A 16011-nucleotide genomic window follows, 5' to 3' on the forward strand; every position below is an offset into this window, starting at 1 on the left:
TCAGAGGGTCCTTCCGGCCTCGGCCGAGGCGCGGGGCGCGCCCTCGCGCGGGCGTTGCTGGTTCTGCAACTGCTGGCGGATCAGTTCCAGGCTGCGGGTGACGGCGCCCACCTCGTCGTGGTGACGAGGGAAGAGCACGGTCCTGCGGTCGCCGTCCGCCAGGCGCTCGGCGTGCCCGGCGAGGGCGCGCAGCGGCCGGACCACGACGATGTGCAGCCAACCCAGGCAGGCGGCCGCCGCCGTGACGCCGAGCAGCCCCACCAGGACCGTGCGGTTCTGCCGCGCGTACTCGGGGATGTCCAGCGCGGACGCGGGCTGGACGCTGACCACCGTCCAGTTCAGGTCCTTGGCCGCGCCGCCGCCCGCGAACGGGGCGGCCGCGGCGATCCGGACGTGCCCGCCGTCGCGCTGCACGGCGGCCGACGCCTCCTTCTTGGCGTGCAGCGGGGCGAGGTGGTCAGGGAGCTTCTGGAAGGCCCGGTAGCCGGTGTTGCTGCCGACGACGCGGCCCTGGGCGTCGACCACGCGGACCTCGCCGAGGCCCGGTCGGCCGAGCAGCCCGTTGAGGAAGTCGATGTGGAGCTCGCCCACCACGGCGGTGCCGCGGCGGCCGGGGATCTCGGCGGTGGCGGTGACGACGGGCTTGGTGCCGCCGTGCCCGCTCACCTGGAACGGCGCCTGGGACGGGCCCTTGCCCGGCGTGGTGTGCGGCGCGCGGCCGGCCTGGGCGAGGACCGTGCCGTCCGGGCCGCGCACCACGAGCGACTCGTAGCGCTGGTGGTCGTGGGCGGTGCGGGCCAGGACAGTCCGCATGGTGTCCGGCGAGGTGTCCTCGCCCATCAGGGCGGCGACGGCGGTCAGATCGGCATGGCCCTCGTTGAGGGCCCGGCGCACGCGGTCGCTGAGCGTCGCGGTGCGCGCCTTCTGGTCGCGGACGGTCTGGGTCGGGATGTGGACGCCGTTGTCGGCCCGGTTGAGCAGCAACATCAGCGGCACCGACCAGGCCAGCAGCAGCACGGCGCCGACGGCGAGCAGGGCGCGGGCGCCGAGGCCGGGGCGTCGGGGCGTGGGTTCGGCGGTGGACTCGGCCGGGGCGCCGCGCAGTTGGCGGCGCAGCCGTTCCAGCGCCGCGCCGATCCGCGCGGCCTCGCCGGACCGCGGCACCGTCACCGGGCGCTCCAGGTCGCCCCGGGTGAGCCGGCGGCTCTCCAGGAACAGTCGGATCAGCGGGCGTTGGACGGTCGAGAGCAGCAGGAGCACCGCGAGGGCGCCGATGAGCAGCAGGGCGCCGGCGGCGGCCAGGCCGAAGGCCGGACCGGCGAGTTGGCCGGCCGGCTCGGCGACCCGGACCTGGGTGACGACGGTCAGGCCGAGCCCGGCGGCGCCGGTGGCGTCGTCCGGCGCGCCGGAGGCCAGCGAGGCGTAGCCGGCGACGGCCTGCCGGTCGTCGGGGGCGTCCGCGGTGAGATGGCCGCTGACGCCCGGATAACCGCCCGCGCCGGGCTGCTTGGTCGTGAGCGGGTTCTGCTTCGCCCGCTCCGCCGCGGTCCGGGCGAACGACGTCAGCCGGTCCCGCTCCGCGGCCCCGCCGAGCGCGCCGCGGCTGCTGACCACCCGCCCGTCGGCGGCCACCACGCCGATGGCGCGGTGCGCGCCGAGGCTGACGCCCGGCACGTTCAGGCTGCTGGAACCGATCAGCAGTTGCTGCGGCCGGCCGTCCCAGGACAGCAGCGCGAGGGTGAGCAGCCGGGACTCGCCGTTGGGCAGCCGCACCAGGCGTGGGGCGAGGCCGTCCGGGCCGTCGAGCCGGGTCCGGTCGATGGCGGAGAGCGGGACGTTCTCCCCGCGCGCGCCGAGGAGTTTGCCGGACCTGATCTCGATGACGGCGGTGCCGCGCCACTTCTGGTAGGCGCTGCCGACCTTGTCCAGGACGGTGTCCGGCGAGGCCGGCCGGCCCTGGTTGAACAGGGTGGCGGTGCGGGTGAGGTCGGTGATCGACTCGTCGAGCGAGGCGCGCAGCGCGAGGGCGGCGTCCTCGGCGACGTACTGCTGGGAGGTGCGCACGGCCTCCGGCACCCGGACCTTCTCCGGGGTGCCGAGGGTGAGCGCGGTGATTCCCGCGAGGGTCAACAGCAGTGCCGACAGCACGGCGATCGGTGGACGTATCCCGCCGATGAGGGACATGTCTGCTCGCCGGCGGACCTTGTGTCGTCGCTTCGGACGCGAAGCGGCCACCCCGTGCTCCTTTCACGAATCCGGATTCCGCACGTCCATCCGCCGATTGCGGAGGGAACGCCGGAGGTGCCGTGGGGCATCCGGATACGTGCGACCCGAAGGTTAAAGAAAGAGTTGTGACTTCCTCAAGAAAAGTGAATTTGATCTCCGGATCAATCGGTTGAAGAATGCCAAACCGGGCGGATCCGGGCTGGGGGATGAGCCCCCGTATCGTGGGTCCGCGATGACTGCGCACCGGAAGTCCCCCGCCCGCCTCGCCGCCCTGTCGGCCGTCCTGTTCGCCCTGCTCACCTCGCTCGTCGGCTGCGGTGCGGACCGTTCGGGCGGCCGCGCCCCGCACGACACCGGGACGCCCCGGCCGAGCGCGACGGCGGAGCCGAGCGGCCCCCCGACGGTCCGGCTCGACCGCCGGATCGCCGCCTACGCGGCCGTGTTCTCCGCGCGCACCGGCTATCAGCAGCCCAGCCGCGACGACCGGCGGACGGTGGCCGGGGCCGTCGGACTGGTCCTCGACGGCCGCCGCACGGAGGCCACCCGCGAACTGGCCACCGTCGACTACGCGTTGACCGTCCACGTCGACGCGGCGACGGGCCGTGAGTACGCGGAGATCGCCGACCGCTCGACCCGGAGCCCCGCGCCCCGCGGCTGGGGCCGGGTCTACGTCGACCTCTCCGCGCCGGTGCGCTGGTCGGTCCAGGTGCCGCACCCGGTCGCCGACCAGCACACCGAAGTGCTGGGCGCCCGCGCGCTGTTGAGCTCCCCCGGGGGTGTCCTGGTCATCGCCGGCGCGCACCGCGACGCCGGGCGGGACGGCGCGGCGGACGTCGCCCACCGCCGCGACACCGTCTTCGACGCCGTCTGCGACGAACTGGCCGCCCGCGGCCTCCCCGGCGTCCAGGTGCACGGCTTCGCCGACGACTCCGCCTCCGACTACGACGTCATCGCCTCGCCCGGCGTCGGCAGCGTCGGCCGCGCCGACGGCCGGCTCCTCGCGGGGGCCCTGACCGACCGCTCCTTCCGGGTCTGCCGGGCCTGGGTCCGCTCCTGCCCCCTGGAGGGCGCCACCAACGTCCAGGGGCAGGCGGCCGCCGACCGCCATGTCCCGTTCCTGCACGTCGAGTTCGCCAACTCGGTCCGCACGGACAGCTGGCAGGTCGCCCGGGCGGTGTCCGCCGTGCAGTCCCTCGTCCGGGAGTGGGGGGAGCGACGGACGGTGGGGGACCGGGGCTGACGGCGGAGGGCCCGTTCGATCGGGCGCTGGGCCGTCGGCTCATGGGGCGCCGGCTGGTGGGTTTCCGGCCGCTCGTGGGCGCACCGCGCGCCCTTGTCGGGTGCGCGGTGCGTCTGGCGTGAAGCCCGTCCAGGCGCGCGAATGCGCCCGACGCCCTGCGATGCGCCCGCGACGTGTGTGCTCGACGCGCTGAACTGTGACGCGCTCTGTGCTGAGCTGTGGCGCGATGCGCCGCGTCCTCAACGCCCCTGGCCCGGGCGGCCGTTGGCAGGCAGGGCGCAGGCCGCGGTGCCGCCGGGCATGCGGTGGCGGTTGTTCGCGACGAGGCGGTAGACGCCGTGGGCCAGCCAACGCACCGGCGGGAGGGTGAGGACGGCTCCCGCGACGGACCAGGGGCCGCCCGCGCTCAGCAGCAGCTTGGCGACGGCCTGCGCGCCGCCGTGGACCACGCCCGCCGGGGTGATCCACAACACCTCGTGCACCGCGCGCCGTTCCGTCACCCCGAGCGCGTCGAGGTCCGCGAACTGCCAGGCGGTGATCGTGCAGCGGGGCCGCAGATGCCGCTCGGCGTACCGCACGGAGGTGGTGCAGAAACCGCAGTCGCCGTCGTAGACGAGTACCGGCACGGTCGTGGTGGTCGTCATGCGCCCCTCATCCGGAATGTTGCGGGCCGTGCGGGCCTGCGAACGTCACAGGCCGATGTGACAGGCCGAGACGCACCGATGCCGGCCGGGCCCGCGGGGCGGGCCGCCGCCGGCCGTAACGGCGTGCTCACGCCTCGTCGTGCGCCTGCTTCTTCTCCTTGAGGCGGAGCGCCTCCTTGCGGACGTCGGCCTGGGTGGCGCGCTCCTTCTGGAGCCACTCCGGGTTCTCGTCCTTCAGGGCGTCGATCTGCTCCGTGGTGAGCGCCTCGGTGATCCCGGCGCGGGCCAGGCCGGAGATGGAGACGCCGAGCTTCGACGCGACCACCGGGCGGGGGTGCGGGCCGTTGCGCCGCAGCTCGCGCAGCCACTCGGGCGGATCCGCCTGGAGCGCGTTGAGCTCGGTGCGCGAGACCACACCCTCCTGGAACTCTGCGGGGGTGGCCTGGAGGTACACACCCAGCTTCTTCGCCGCGGTGGCGGGCTTCATCGTCTGGGCGGTCTGGTGCGACTTCATGGTTCCAGGGTATCGAGCGTGGACGCCGCTGCTGACCACGGGCTCCGGCCACGCCGGGTAACCTGGCGGGGTGACAGGCACGGAAGCACCCCTCTCGTTCCGGCTCGCGTATGTACCGGGAGTGACACCCGCCAAGTGGGTGCGGATCTGGAACGAGCGCCTGCCGGAGATCCCCCTCACCCTGGTCCAGGTGTCGGCCGCCGAGGCGACCGGGGCGCTGCGCGAGGGCGCCGCCGACGCCGGTTTCCTGCGCCTGCCGGTCGACCGTACGGACCTGAGCGCCATCCCGCTCTACACCGAGACGACCGTGGTCGTGGTCCCCAAGGACCACCTGGTGGCCGCCTTCGAAGAGGTCTCCGTCGACGACCTCGCCGACGAGCTGGTGCTGCACCCGCTCGACGACGTCCTGGAGTGGGAGCACCCGCCGGGTCGGCCCGCGATCGAGCGCCCCGCCACGACCGCGGACGCCATCGAACTGGTCGCGGCCGGCGTGGGCCTGTTGATCGTCCCGCAGTCGCTGGCCCGGCTGCACCACCGCCGGGACCTCACCTACCGGCCGATCACCGGCACCCCCCAGTCCCGGGTCGCGCTGTCCTGGCCCGAGGAGCGGACCACCGACCAGGTGGAGGACTTCATCGGGATCGTCCGTGGACGGACGGTGAACAGCACGCGCGGTCGCCGGTCCGCGACCGCGGAGTCCACGGACAAGGCCCGATCTGCGGACAAGTCCAAGGCCGCCAGCAAAGCGAAGACCGCGGGCAGGGCCCAGGGGAAGCCGGCCGGCGGCCGTACCGCGCGGCGCGGGACCGGCGGCACCAAGGGCGGTGGCCGGCGCGGTGGCCCGCGCCGGCGGTCGTAGCGGTCCCCTCACGTGACGGGCCCGCGGCTCAACGGCCCTGGGCGGCCTTGGCGTTGTCGCCGAAGGTCCAGCCCTTCGCGCCGTCCCAGTTGAGGGACCAGGTCATCAGGCCCTTGAGACCGTTGTGGTAGGTGTTCCACGCCTGGCTCACCAGGTCCGGGGACAGGTAGCCGCCGCCCGCGCCCGGTTGGGCGGGCAGGCCGGGCACCTGCTTGTCGTAGGGGACCTTGACGGTGGTGCCCTGGACGGTCAGCCCGTTGGCGAGGCAGTCGGTCTGCTTGGTGAAGCCCTCGACCGTGCCGGCCTCGTACGAGTCGCCGGAACACCCGTACATGCTGCCGTTGTAGTACTGCATGTTCAGCCACCACAGGCGGCCGTTGTCGACGTACTTCTTGATGATCGGCAGGTACGCGCCCCAGATGGAGCCGTAGGTGACGGTGCCGCCGGTGACATAGGCGGTCTCGGGGGCCATCGTCAGGCCGAAGCCGGCCGGCATCTGGCCGAGGATGCCGTCGATGATGCGGATCAAGTTGCTCTGCGAGGGCGAGAGTTGGTTGATGTCGCCGCTGCCGGACAGGCCGGTCTCGATGTCGATGTCGATGCCGTCGAAGTTGTACTTCTTCAGGATCGGCACGATCGTCGCCACGAAACGGTCCGCGACCGACGTGGAGTTGAGGTCGATGCCGGCCGTCGCGCCGCCGATGGACATCAGGATCGTGGCGCCCGCGCTCTTGGCCTGGCACATCTCGGCCGGCGTCGCCACCTTCACCGTCGCGTCCATGCCGTCCTCCCAGAGGGCGGTGCCGTCCGAACTGATCACGGGGAACGCGGCGTTGAGGACGTTGTAGCCGTGGGCGCCGATCCGCGGGTCGGTGATCGGCGTCCAACCGAACGGCGGGTGGACGCCGTTCGCCGCGCCGTCCCAGTTCTCCCAGTACCCCTGGAGGACCTTGCCGTCGGGCTTCGGCTTGACGGCGCAGGTGTCGTCGCGGGGCGCGGCCGTGGCGGGGGCCGCGGCACCCAGCATCGGCAGCAGGCACGCGGCCGCCAGGCCGCTTCTCAGCAGACGCGCTATCCGACCGGTCACGCTGGGCTCCCTTCGCGCCCCGACGGCATGCGTCAGCGTCAGTGACGGGGAATCAGGGCGGGGAATCGGGGGATTGGGGGGTGGTGCGCACACCGTAGATTGGTCCATACCTTTCGTCAATGGGTGGGGCGCGTAGTGGAGTTGGGGGAGGCGTTGGTGGACGCCAGGCGCCGGGCCGGGGCGCGGTCGGGCCGGGCCGCGGTGGTGACTCGCCGCCACGGGCGGGGGGCGTCCCCTACTGGCGCGCCAGCCACTCCTCGCGGGTCAGCGCGTACACCACATCGCCCTGGTCGGCGCCCTCGATCGGGTCGGGCCACTCCCCGAAGCAGGTGCGAACGTAGGAGAGTCCGCACTTCTCCATCACCCGGCGGGAGCGCGCGTTGACGAACATGGTGTCCGCGATGATCCGGTCGTACCCCAGCTCGCCGAAACCCTTCCGAACGAGGGCGAGCGCGCCCTCGGTGGCGAACCCCTTGCCCCAGGCGGAGCTGCGCAGCCGGTAGCCCAGATCGGCCGAGTTCACCGGACTGTCCTTGGTCCGGTTGCCCTTGACCCGACCGTCCGCGACCTGACTGCCTTTGACCTGCCGGTCCTCGATCAGGCTGTCCTCGACCGGACTGAGGCAGTGCCAGCCCAGGAATTCGCCGGTGGCGCGCAGTTGAGTGGCCCAGAAGCCGCCCGGCAGCATCCGCTGGAAGGACTCGGCCCGGATCTCCTCCCGCGTCATCGGGCGGCCACCGGTGAGGTATCGCATGACCGCCGGGTCGCTGTCGAGCTCCACATCGCCGGGATCCTGCCGGCGCTCGCGGCGGATGCCGGCCTCTCCCTGCCCACGGCCGGCCTCTTGGTCAGCGCCTTCGCGTCGACCGTGGTCGTCGGCTGGCCGCTGCTGGCGCCGGCCACCACCGGGGCCCGCCGACGGACCCTACTGGCCGTGTGGCTGACGCTGTTCGTGCTGGGCAACGCGGTGTCCGCCGCGACGCCGGCCTTCGCCGTGATCGCGGCCGGCCTGGTCGTGGCCGCGCTGGCGCACGCCGGTCTGATGCCGCTCTTCTTCGGCCTGGCCGCGGACGCGGTGCCCGCGCGCCAACGCGGACCGCGGTGGCCCGCGTCTCCCCGGGCCTCAGCCTGGCCGTGAGCGCCGGCCTGCCGATGGCACGGCCCTCGGCCAGTGGCTCTCCTGGCGCGCCCCCTTCGTAGCGGTGGCGCTCCTCACCGCCGCCGTCACGGGCCCCGCTCGCCCTGGCCCGAGAGGGGCGGCCCGCCGCATCCGACGCGAACGCCGCCCCGGGCATCGCCTCGGATACCGCCCCGGACACCGACGCCGACCGCCCCCGGGCCGGCGAACTGCGGGTGTTGGGGGAGTGCCGCGTGCGGTCCGTGGTGACGGCCACCGCGCTGAGCGCCGCCGCCGCATTCACCGCGTACAGCTAGGTGGCGCCCCTGCTCACCGACACCATCGGCGTCAGCGCCCCGGCCGCCACCGTCCTGCTGCTGCTCTTCGGCGTCGGCGGTACGGTCGGCAACCTGGTCGGCGGGAGGCTGGCGGACCGTTCGGTGACCGGCGCGGTGCGCATCGACATACTGGCGCTCACCGGATCGCTGCTCCTCCTGGGGGCTTCGGTGGACGTCACGCCCGTGGCGGTCGGCTCCCCCTTCCTCTTCGGGGCCGCGTACTACGCCGTCATCCCCGCGGTCAACACCCGGACGCTGACCGTGGCGCCGCAACGGGCCAGGACCCTGGCCCTGACCGTGCAGAGCTCGGCGTTCAACTCGGGTATTGCGGTGGGCGGTTGGCTCGGCGGCCAGGTGATCGCCATGGGGCGGCGCTGCGTTGGGTACCCGTGACCGGCGGGCTGGTGGCCCTGTTCGCCCTGGTGGTCGCCCGTGTCGAAACACCGAGGCGAACGGCGGCACATGACCTCGAACGCGGCCCCGCACGCCCCCGGAGCGTGACCAGCAAGGCGCCCGGGACATCACCTCGAACGCAGCCCGGCACGCCGTCGACGAGGACCACGACGACATGCGGCACCCCAACTCGCCACCCACGGGCACCACATGAAGCCCAAGCCCCACATGCCAAGCGCAGCGCACCGCCCAGAGCCGCCAGCTCGCAGTCGCCAGCCCACCAGCTCCAGCCCTCAACCATCAGCTCTCAGCCCTCAACCATCAACCCACGACCGTCGGACCACAAGCTCCAGCCCACATCCACCGGCGCAAGCAGCCTCAGCCGACGCGACTGGCAGGAGGACAAGGACACCACCATGGACAAGAACCACGACACCGTCACAACGGAACCGCATGGGAAGGGAGTCGGATCGAAGCCGCATGACACCGAGCGGCCGACGCAGGAAACCGGCCGGCAGCCGCATGGCGCCCCGAGGGGGCCGCACGGCAACCCACTCGCCTCGGGTGACAACGAGGTCAACCGTCGCGTCATCGCGGAGTTCCGCGCCAACGGGGGCGCGGTCGGCGGCCCGTTCGCGGGGCGGCCGCTGCTCCTGCTGACCACCTGGGGAGCCAGGACCGGCCGGCCGCGCACCACGCCGGTCTGCCATCTGACCGACGGCCCGGGGCGGCTCGCCGTCTTCGCCTCCAACGGCGGCGCGACCACCCCGCCGGCCTGGTACCGGAACCTGATCGCCCACCCCGAGGTCACCGTGGAGCTCGGCACCCGTGTCTACCGGGCCCGCGCGACCGAGACCACCGGCGCCGACCGGGCCCGCCTCTGGGGCCGACAGGTCGCGGCCGACCCGCAGTTCGCCACCTTCCGGGAGCGCGCTGGACGCCCCATCCCGGTCGTCGTCCTCACCCCGCTCGACGAGCCCCCACTTGACGAGCCCCCACTTGACGACGCCCTGGCTTGACGATGACCCGGCATGACCGCGGCCAGGCATGACCGCGGCCCGGCGTCACCGTCACCGACTTGACCTTCACGTCGGCGGCAAGGTTTACGCTCCCTCTGGACGTCAGCCACCAGGAGAGAGAACACCATGCGCATCGGGGAACTCGCCCGTATCACCGGTACCACCACTCGGGCGCTGCGCTACTACGAGGAGCAGGGCCTGCTCCGCCCCGACCGCTCGACCAACGGCTACCGCAGCTACGGAGAGGGCGCCGTGCGGGTGGTGGCGAACATCCGACTGCTACTGGCCGCCGGCCTGACGACCGACGACCTGCGGCTGCTCGACGGCTGCCTGCGCGACGAGTTGACCGGCTCGCACGCCTGCGCCGACCCCAACCCCAAGATCGAGGTCTTCGAGCAGCGGCTCGCCCTGCTCCAGAGCCGCGTCGACGACCTGGCCGCGGTCCGCGACCAACTCCTGGACCGGCTGTCCGACCTGCGCGGGCAGCCGGCCCGGCCCGGGCGCCCGCACTGCCCGCCGACGACCCCACGAGCCGAACACGCCACCGCGGCGTGAGCCGGACGGTGCCTCTAACCCGACCCGCCGGTCGACTCATGGGGACACCACCCGCACACCTGGATCCGCCCCCGCCCCGGACGCCTTGGTACCAGGGGGCTAGCCCCATACCTGGGGTTGAGTCGACGGGCCCGCCAAGTGCGCACCACGGGTTGACGCGACCGACCGGCCCCGCCGGGCACGGTTGAGTCGTGATCGAAGCCAACCGACTCCTGCCCACACGGCCGAGCAGCCGTACCACCCACCTCAGCCACGACGGCAACCGCGACCGTTTCTGTACCTGTACCTGTACCTGTGCCTGCAGCCACAGCGTCGCCCGTCTCCGCAGCCATGGCCACGGCCATGTCCGGAACCCAGCGGGTGAGCCGCCGACGGCGCCCCGCGCCCCGCGCCGCCCGAACTCCTGGCGCGGCGCACTGAGATGGGTGACGACGGCCGTGGCGCGGATTCTTCGCCACCGCCCCTCGGTGCTGCGGAAGGCATGTGCTGCCGGTCCGATGAGTCCTATGCTGGGCTGCCTAGAGAGTCCGCAGGGACCGTGCGGCAGGGGAACCGCCGTGCGGCTCCATGGGGGTGAGTATCGGCCACCGCCTTCTCGGTCCAACGGGGGCGTCATGCGAGAGCATTCACGGGACCCGGCGAGGGACTCCTCGCGGGACGGTTCACGGGACCGGCTGCTCATCGCGGTGCGGCGAGCCATCGCCGCCGTCCGCGACACCGGCGACCTCGCCGAGCTCCGGTTGCTGGAGCGCCAGGGTTCGATCACCCGGCTGGTGATCACCACGGCCGACACCGACTGGCCGGACCTCGCGGCCCTGCACGCCATCGGTGTGGCCCGCTGGCTCCAGCACGTCGCCGGCGCCGAGGGCGCCTACCACGCCGAACGGGAGGCGTCCCTAAGGCCGTTGGCACACGTCTACGCCCGGGAGCGGGACGCGGTGCCGTCCGAGGCCGCCGCGGTGCTGGAGGCGCTGCGGTCCGGGCGCCGCCTGAACGGCCCCCGGGTGTCCCGGGAGGTGCGCCGCCAGGCGCTGGCCGGCCTGCGGCGGCGCGAGGAACTGTCCCAGGAGTTCGTCACGGTCGCCCGCGGGCTCGATCCACACGGCGGTCGGCCATACCAGGACGCCGAGGCCCTGCGCCCCTTCCTCGACCTGACACCACGCCATCGCCCGGACCGCGTACGGTCCTTGCGCCTGTTGACGGTCACCCTCCAGACGGCATACCGCGAGACGGGCGACGCCGCCGCGCTGGCTGAAGCCGTCCGCCTCGGCCGCGAGTTGCTGCTGCTCATCCCCGCCGGTGGAGCGCACTGGGCCGACGCGGTCGCCCACCACGCCCGGGTGATCGGTGACCACTACCGGCACACCCACGAGCGCCACGACCTCGACGAGGCGATCGACCGCGGTCGGGAAGCCCTCCGGCACACCCCGCCGGACAGCGAGCGGTTGGCGGCCCGACTGGACACCTTCGGCCTGCACCTGTCCCTGCGCCACGACGTCACCGGCGCCATAGCCGATCTCAACGCGGCGATCGACGCCTGCCGCGGCGCCGTCCGGGCCACCCCCGCCGGCTCCCCGGACGTCACGCCCTACCGGGCCCGCCTGGCCGGCCTGTTGGTGAAGCGCCACCGAGCCACCGGCGACGGAGCCGCACTGGACGAAGCCGTGCAACTGGTCCGCGGGGAGCCCCAACCGCTCCCCACCCCGGGCCGCGACGGGGTCCTCGACCAGCACGCGGAGGTGCTGCACGCCCACTACCGGCGCACCGGGCTGGCGGACGTACTGCACGACGCCATCGCGCTGTACCGCCAGGCGGCCGAGGAACGGCGGGCCCGCCGCGGCAACTCCACCGCCCTGGCGAACGCCCTCAGCCGTCTGGGCAACGCCCTGCACGACCACTGCGCCGACTCCCACAACGACGACCACCCCGACCAGGCCGAGCACTTCGACCATCCCAACAGCTCGGACCACCCCGACCCTTCCGATCACGCCGGCCACTTCGATCCACTTGAGCGCCCCGACCACTCCGCCCCCTCCGACCACTCCGTTCCCGCCCCGGCTGACCAACGGCCCGTCGAACCTCCCTTGCTGCGCGAGGCGATCGCGGTCCACCGCGAAGCGGTCGCGGCGAGCGGGGCCGACGACCCGCAGCGGCCCGGCTACCTCCGTGACCTCGCCCGCAGCCTGTGCGAGCGGGCCCGTCGGACCGGCCGCCCGGAAGCCCTCGACGAGGCGATCGCCCTGCTGCGCGAGGCCATTGAGACCGCCATCCCCGCCCACGGTGTCCGCTCGGGCATGCTGGCCCACCTGACCGCCGCCCTCCTGGAACGCCAACGCCACACCGAGGGCGACGCACCGGAGACCAAGCTCCTGGGAGAGGCACACGCCTTCGCCGAGGCCGCCGCCCGCCACGCCACCGGTCCTCCCCACGAACTGATCCGGCTGCACCGGACACTGGCGGAGTTGGCGGCCGCCACCGGCCGCCACCAGGAGGCCGCGGCGGCGTACGCCCGGGCCGTCGCGCCGCTGCCCCAGGTGGTGCCCCACCAACTCCACGGCAGCACCTCGGAGACCCAACCGAACGGACACGCCCGGGGCCTGGCCGCCGACGCAGCGGCGGCCGTCCTCACCGCCGGCGGCCCCGACGCCCCCGCCCGCGCCCTGGAACTCCTCGAACGGGCCCGCGCCACCCTGCTCACCAGCGCCCTCGGATTTCACGGCGAGGACGAGGCCCTCCGGGCCACCGCCCCGCAGCTAGCGGCCCGACTGGCGGAGCTGCGCATCGCCCTCGCCACCGTCCCGGCCGCATCCGACCGCCGTCACCAACTGGGTGAGGAATGGCACGCGTTGCTCGCCGAGGTCCGGCGTCGGCCCGGTCTGGAAGGCTTCCGCAGGCCGCCGCGGCTCGCCACACTCCGCCCGGCGGCCGCCGGCGGCCCGGTGGTGACCGTCAACACCAGCCCGCTGCGCTGCGACGCGCTGATCCTCACCAGCAGCGGAGTGACCGCCGTACCGCTCCCCGCCCTCTCGTACGACGAGGCGGAGACCCGCGCCGCACGCTTCGCCGAGGCGTGGCGCACCGCCGAGAACCCCGACGCCGCGCCGGCCGAGCGCCACGCGGCTCAGGCGTACCTCCGCGCAACCCTGGAATGGCTCTGGGACACCACGGCTGCCCCCGTCCTGAACCACCTCGCCCGCACTCCCGATCACCACACCCCCGACGACCACACCGACGCCCCCCAACTGCCCCGCATCTGGCTCTCCGCCACCGGCCCACTGGCCCTGCTCCCCCTGCACGCCGCCGGCCACCACACCGACCCGGACGGCACCCGTAGCCTCCTCGACCGGACGGTCCCCTCCTACACCCCGTCCGTCGCGGCACTCGCCGCGGCCGTCCGCGTCACCTCCCGTCGAGACGCCCGGCCGCACTGGCTCGCACCCCTGGTGGTGGCACTGCCCCACACCCCCGGCTTCGCCCCCTTGCCGGACGCCCCGACCCAGGCCCAGGACGCCGCCCGTCACTACGGCCCCGACACCGTCCTGCTGGACGACGAAGAATCCACCCACACAAGGCTGTTGGCGGTCCTCCCCCTCACCAACCACCTCCACTTCGTCGGCCATGCGGTCGCCGACCCGACCCACCCCCACATCGACCACCTGGTCCTCCACGACCAGCCGCTCACCCTCTCCGAGATATCCCGACTCCGCCTCACCGACGCCGAGTCCTGCTACCTCTCGACCTGCACCACCACCGGCCCCGACCCCCTCGCCGACGAGGCCGTCCACCTCGGTGCCGCCATGCACCTCGCCGGCTTCACCCAGGTCGTCGCGCCCCTCTGGCCCGTAACGGACACCACCGCCACCCACACCGCTCGCCTCTTCCACACCAGCCCCCACCCCACCCCCGCGCACGCCCTCCACCAGACCGTCCGCACCCTTCGGTCGGCCGCCCCCTCGCACCCGAACCAGTGGGCGGCCCACGCCCATTACGGCCCCTGAGGAAGCACCACGCCCACCGGCCCGGAGCCCAGAGCCCAGCAAGACAGACAAGATCGGTAAAGACGCGCGTGCAACCGGCGGCGACACCGTGCCGCCCCACGGTGGGACCGGGCACCGCCGCCCCTGCCGAGGGGCGGCGGCACCCGGCCCGCGTCCCGGAGACTCAGCCGAGCCGGATCGGGAGCTCGCTCAGCCGCCAGTTGCCCGGCAGGGGTATGCGTCGGAGGTCCTCCGGCTCCACCGCCAGCGACACGTCCGGATAGTGCGCGAGCAGCTTGCCGAAGGCCACCTCGCCCTCCTGCCGGGCCAGGGTGGCGCCCAGGCAGTAGTGCATGCCGTGGCCGAAGCCGACGTGGTCCTCGGCGCGGCCCGCCGGGTGGCGGGTGACGTCGAGTCGGGCGGGGTCGGCGTAGTGGCGGGGGTCGTGGTTCGCCGAGACCAGGATGGGCATGACGGCTTCGCCCTTCGCGATCCGCACGCCCGCCAGTTCGGTGTCCTCGGTGGCGTAGCGCAGTTGCGTCAGGTGCACCGGGCCGCACCAGCGCATCAGCTCGTGCACCGCGCGGGGGAGCAGTCCCGAATCCGCCTTCAGCAGCCGCAACTGGTCGGGGTGAGTGAGCAGGGCGGCCGTGCCGTTGGTGATGAGGTGGGCGGTGGTCTCGTGCCCCGCGATGACCAGGGTCAGTACCAGCGTGACCATTTCGACGTCGCTGAGCCGGCTGCCGTCGTCGTCGTGCGTGCGGATCAGCTCGCTGAGCAGGTCGTCGCTGAGCGCCGCGCGCCGCTCACGGATGAGCTCGTGGATGTGGTCGATCATCGCCGGGAACGAGTACTTGAGCCGATCCGGCCGCAGCGAGGCGAGTTGGGAGCTCCATGCCCGCCACTGCGGCCGGTCCGCCTCCGGGATCCCCACCAGTTCGCAGATGACCGTGATGGGCAACGGATAGGCGAAGTGCGTGATGAGGTCGACGACACCGTCCTCGGTGTGCTCCGGGAGCCGGCTCAGCAGATCGTCCGCGATGTCCTCCACCCGGGGCCGCAGATCGGTGATCTTACGGGCGGTGAAGGCGCGGGAGACCAGCCGCCGGAGCCGGGTGTGGTCGGGGGCGTCCATGGTGAGGATGGAGCCGTCGACATACACCCGGTAGTGCTCGGGCAGCCCCATCATCTCCATCAGTCGGTTGCGCGGGTTTCCCCCGCCCGCGGTGTCCTTGGAGAACGCGGGGTTGTTGGCGAACCGGTGGTCGCGCAGAACCGCGCGAGCCTCATCGAAGCGGGTGATGAACCACACGGGGGTGTCGTCGACGAAGCGGCCGCGGATCACGGGCCCCTGCTCGCGCAACTCGCCGTATCCGGTGAACGGGTCGGTGAGCAGGGCCGGTTCCAGCACGTTCGGCTCGCCGGGGTGTTTGCCGACGTATGCGTTGAAGGGGTTGTCCGCCGATTCGGTCATGTCTTTCTCCCGTGAAATGAGCCTGGGCGAAACGGAGCCGCGATGGGCCGCGGCCGGGGCGGGCCCGCGGCCCGCAGGGGAGGTCACTCGCGCAGTTGCCGGCGCATCTCCCTGGCACTGCATTCCTCCAACTGCTCGTACAGGGCGATGACTTCGGGCGCGGCTGCGGCCGCCGCCTCCTGCATGCTGCTGTGACGCAGCGGCTGGACGAGCGCGTTGGACTCGGTCCGGGCCGCGCGGAATTCCTCCGCCGACGTTTCCAGCATCCTGCGGAGCGTCTCGGCGAGGAGGTCGCCGCGCACCTCCGGATTCTCCGGCGCCCGGTCGTAGAGCATGGCCTCGGCCATGAAGAACCCGGTGGCCGTGGACAGGAGCGCGTATTGCTGGTGCTGCACGTCGAGGTCGGAACGGATCAGCCCGTGGTACCGCAGCACTTCGAGATAGCGCAGCAGGACCTGGTCGTTGAGCGCCATCAGGAGCCTTTTCCATCTGTAGCTCTGGAGGGTTGGGTGTGGCTATGAGGTTGACGCAGGGGAGAACGCGCGGGGCACCTCCGTGGTTGGGCAGG

Annotated in this window: 14 protein-coding genes; 7 read left to right on the forward strand and 7 right to left on the reverse strand. The window is 73.0% G+C overall.

Annotated elements, in window-relative coordinates; all coding sequences use genetic code 11:
• Nucleotides 1-2184: a HAMP domain-containing protein gene (locus ACIQU6_RS37405; protein ID WP_403486208.1), complete on the reverse strand. Its 2184-nt coding sequence runs from the start codon at nucleotides 2182-2184 to the stop codon at nucleotides 1-3.
• 274 nt (nucleotides 2185-2458) lie between these two features.
• Between ACIQU6_RS37405 and ACIQU6_RS37410 the strand changes: the two genes are divergently transcribed.
• A complete protein-coding gene (locus ACIQU6_RS37410) occupies nucleotides 2459-3466 on the forward strand; it encodes a hypothetical protein (protein WP_403486196.1) in 1008 nt (335 codons plus the stop codon).
• Between the two features lie 239 nt (nucleotides 3467-3705).
• Here the strand turns inward: ACIQU6_RS37410 and ACIQU6_RS37415 are convergent, their stop codons facing one another.
• Together ACIQU6_RS37415 and ACIQU6_RS37420 are read right to left on the reverse strand one after the other, a co-directional pair.
• Entirely contained in the window at nucleotides 3706-4110 is a 405-nt protein-coding gene (locus tag ACIQU6_RS37415) for a thiol-disulfide oxidoreductase DCC family protein (protein WP_403486197.1), read from the reverse strand.
• A 127-nt stretch (nucleotides 4111-4237) separates the two neighbouring features.
• The gene (locus ACIQU6_RS37420; RefSeq protein ID WP_403486198.1) at nucleotides 4238-4624 is read right to left on the reverse strand and encodes a DUF5997 family protein; all 387 of its coding nucleotides are present in this window, start codon (nucleotides 4622-4624) and stop codon (nucleotides 4238-4240) included.
• A 70-nt stretch (nucleotides 4625-4694) separates the two neighbouring features.
• Here ACIQU6_RS37420 and ACIQU6_RS37425 point away from each other — a divergent pair, with 70 nt between their 5' ends.
• The gene (locus ACIQU6_RS37425; protein ID WP_403486199.1) at nucleotides 4695-5483 is read left to right on the forward strand and encodes a LysR family substrate-binding domain-containing protein; all 789 of its coding nucleotides are present in this window, start codon (nucleotides 4695-4697) and stop codon (nucleotides 5481-5483) included.
• A gap of 28 nt (nucleotides 5484-5511) precedes the next feature.
• Here ACIQU6_RS37425 and ACIQU6_RS37430 read toward each other — a convergent pair whose 3' ends face one another.
• Together ACIQU6_RS37430 and ACIQU6_RS37435 are read right to left on the reverse strand one after the other, a co-directional pair.
• Nucleotides 5512-6570 (reverse strand): chitinase, encoded by a 1059-nt coding sequence (locus ACIQU6_RS37430; RefSeq protein WP_403486200.1) that lies wholly within the window; start codon nucleotides 6568-6570, stop codon nucleotides 5512-5514.
• A gap of 235 nt (nucleotides 6571-6805) precedes the next feature.
• Nucleotides 6806-7324, reverse strand: a complete 519-nt coding sequence (locus ACIQU6_RS37435; protein ID WP_403486209.1) for a GNAT family N-acetyltransferase — start codon at nucleotides 7322-7324, stop codon at nucleotides 6806-6808.
• 90 nt (nucleotides 7325-7414) lie between these two features.
• Between ACIQU6_RS37435 and ACIQU6_RS37440 the strand changes: the two genes are divergently transcribed.
• The 5 genes from ACIQU6_RS37440 to ACIQU6_RS37460 all read left to right on the forward strand — a co-directional run bounded on the left by ACIQU6_RS37440 (nucleotide 7415) and on the right by ACIQU6_RS37460 (nucleotide 13990).
• Nucleotides 7415-7708, forward strand: coding sequence for a hypothetical protein (locus ACIQU6_RS37440; protein WP_403486201.1), 294 nt, complete (start codon nucleotides 7415-7417; stop codon nucleotides 7706-7708).
• A gap of 296 nt (nucleotides 7709-8004) precedes the next feature.
• Entirely contained in the window at nucleotides 8005-8418 is a 414-nt protein-coding gene (locus ACIQU6_RS37445; protein ID WP_403486202.1) for an MFS transporter, read from the forward strand.
• A 416-nt stretch (nucleotides 8419-8834) separates the two neighbouring features.
• Entirely contained in the window at nucleotides 8835-9437 is a 603-nt protein-coding gene (locus ACIQU6_RS37450) for a nitroreductase family deazaflavin-dependent oxidoreductase (RefSeq protein ID WP_403486203.1), read from the forward strand.
• Nucleotides 9438-9563: 126 nt separating this feature from the next.
• Nucleotides 9564-9992, forward strand: a complete 429-nt coding sequence (locus ACIQU6_RS37455; RefSeq protein WP_403486204.1) for a MerR family transcriptional regulator — start codon at nucleotides 9564-9566, stop codon at nucleotides 9990-9992.
• A 614-nt stretch (nucleotides 9993-10606) separates the two neighbouring features.
• Nucleotides 10607-13990, forward strand: a complete 3384-nt coding sequence (locus tag ACIQU6_RS37460) for a CHAT domain-containing protein (RefSeq protein WP_403486205.1) — start codon at nucleotides 10607-10609, stop codon at nucleotides 13988-13990.
• 163 nt (nucleotides 13991-14153) lie between these two features.
• Here ACIQU6_RS37460 and ACIQU6_RS37465 read toward each other — a convergent pair whose 3' ends face one another.
• Entirely contained in the window at nucleotides 14154-15443 is a 1290-nt protein-coding gene (locus ACIQU6_RS37465) for a cytochrome P450 (RefSeq protein WP_403486206.1), read from the reverse strand.
• An 83-nt stretch (nucleotides 15444-15526) separates the two neighbouring features.
• Complete coding sequence (locus ACIQU6_RS37470) at nucleotides 15527-15916, reverse strand: hypothetical protein (protein WP_403486207.1); 390 nt, start codon at nucleotides 15914-15916, stop codon at nucleotides 15527-15529.
• Nucleotides 15917-16011: the final 95 nt, after the last annotated feature.

It is taken from the genome of Streptomyces sp. NPDC090442, from assembly GCF_044769405.1.
GTDB lineage: Bacteria > Actinomycetota > Actinomycetes > Streptomycetales > Streptomycetaceae > Streptomyces.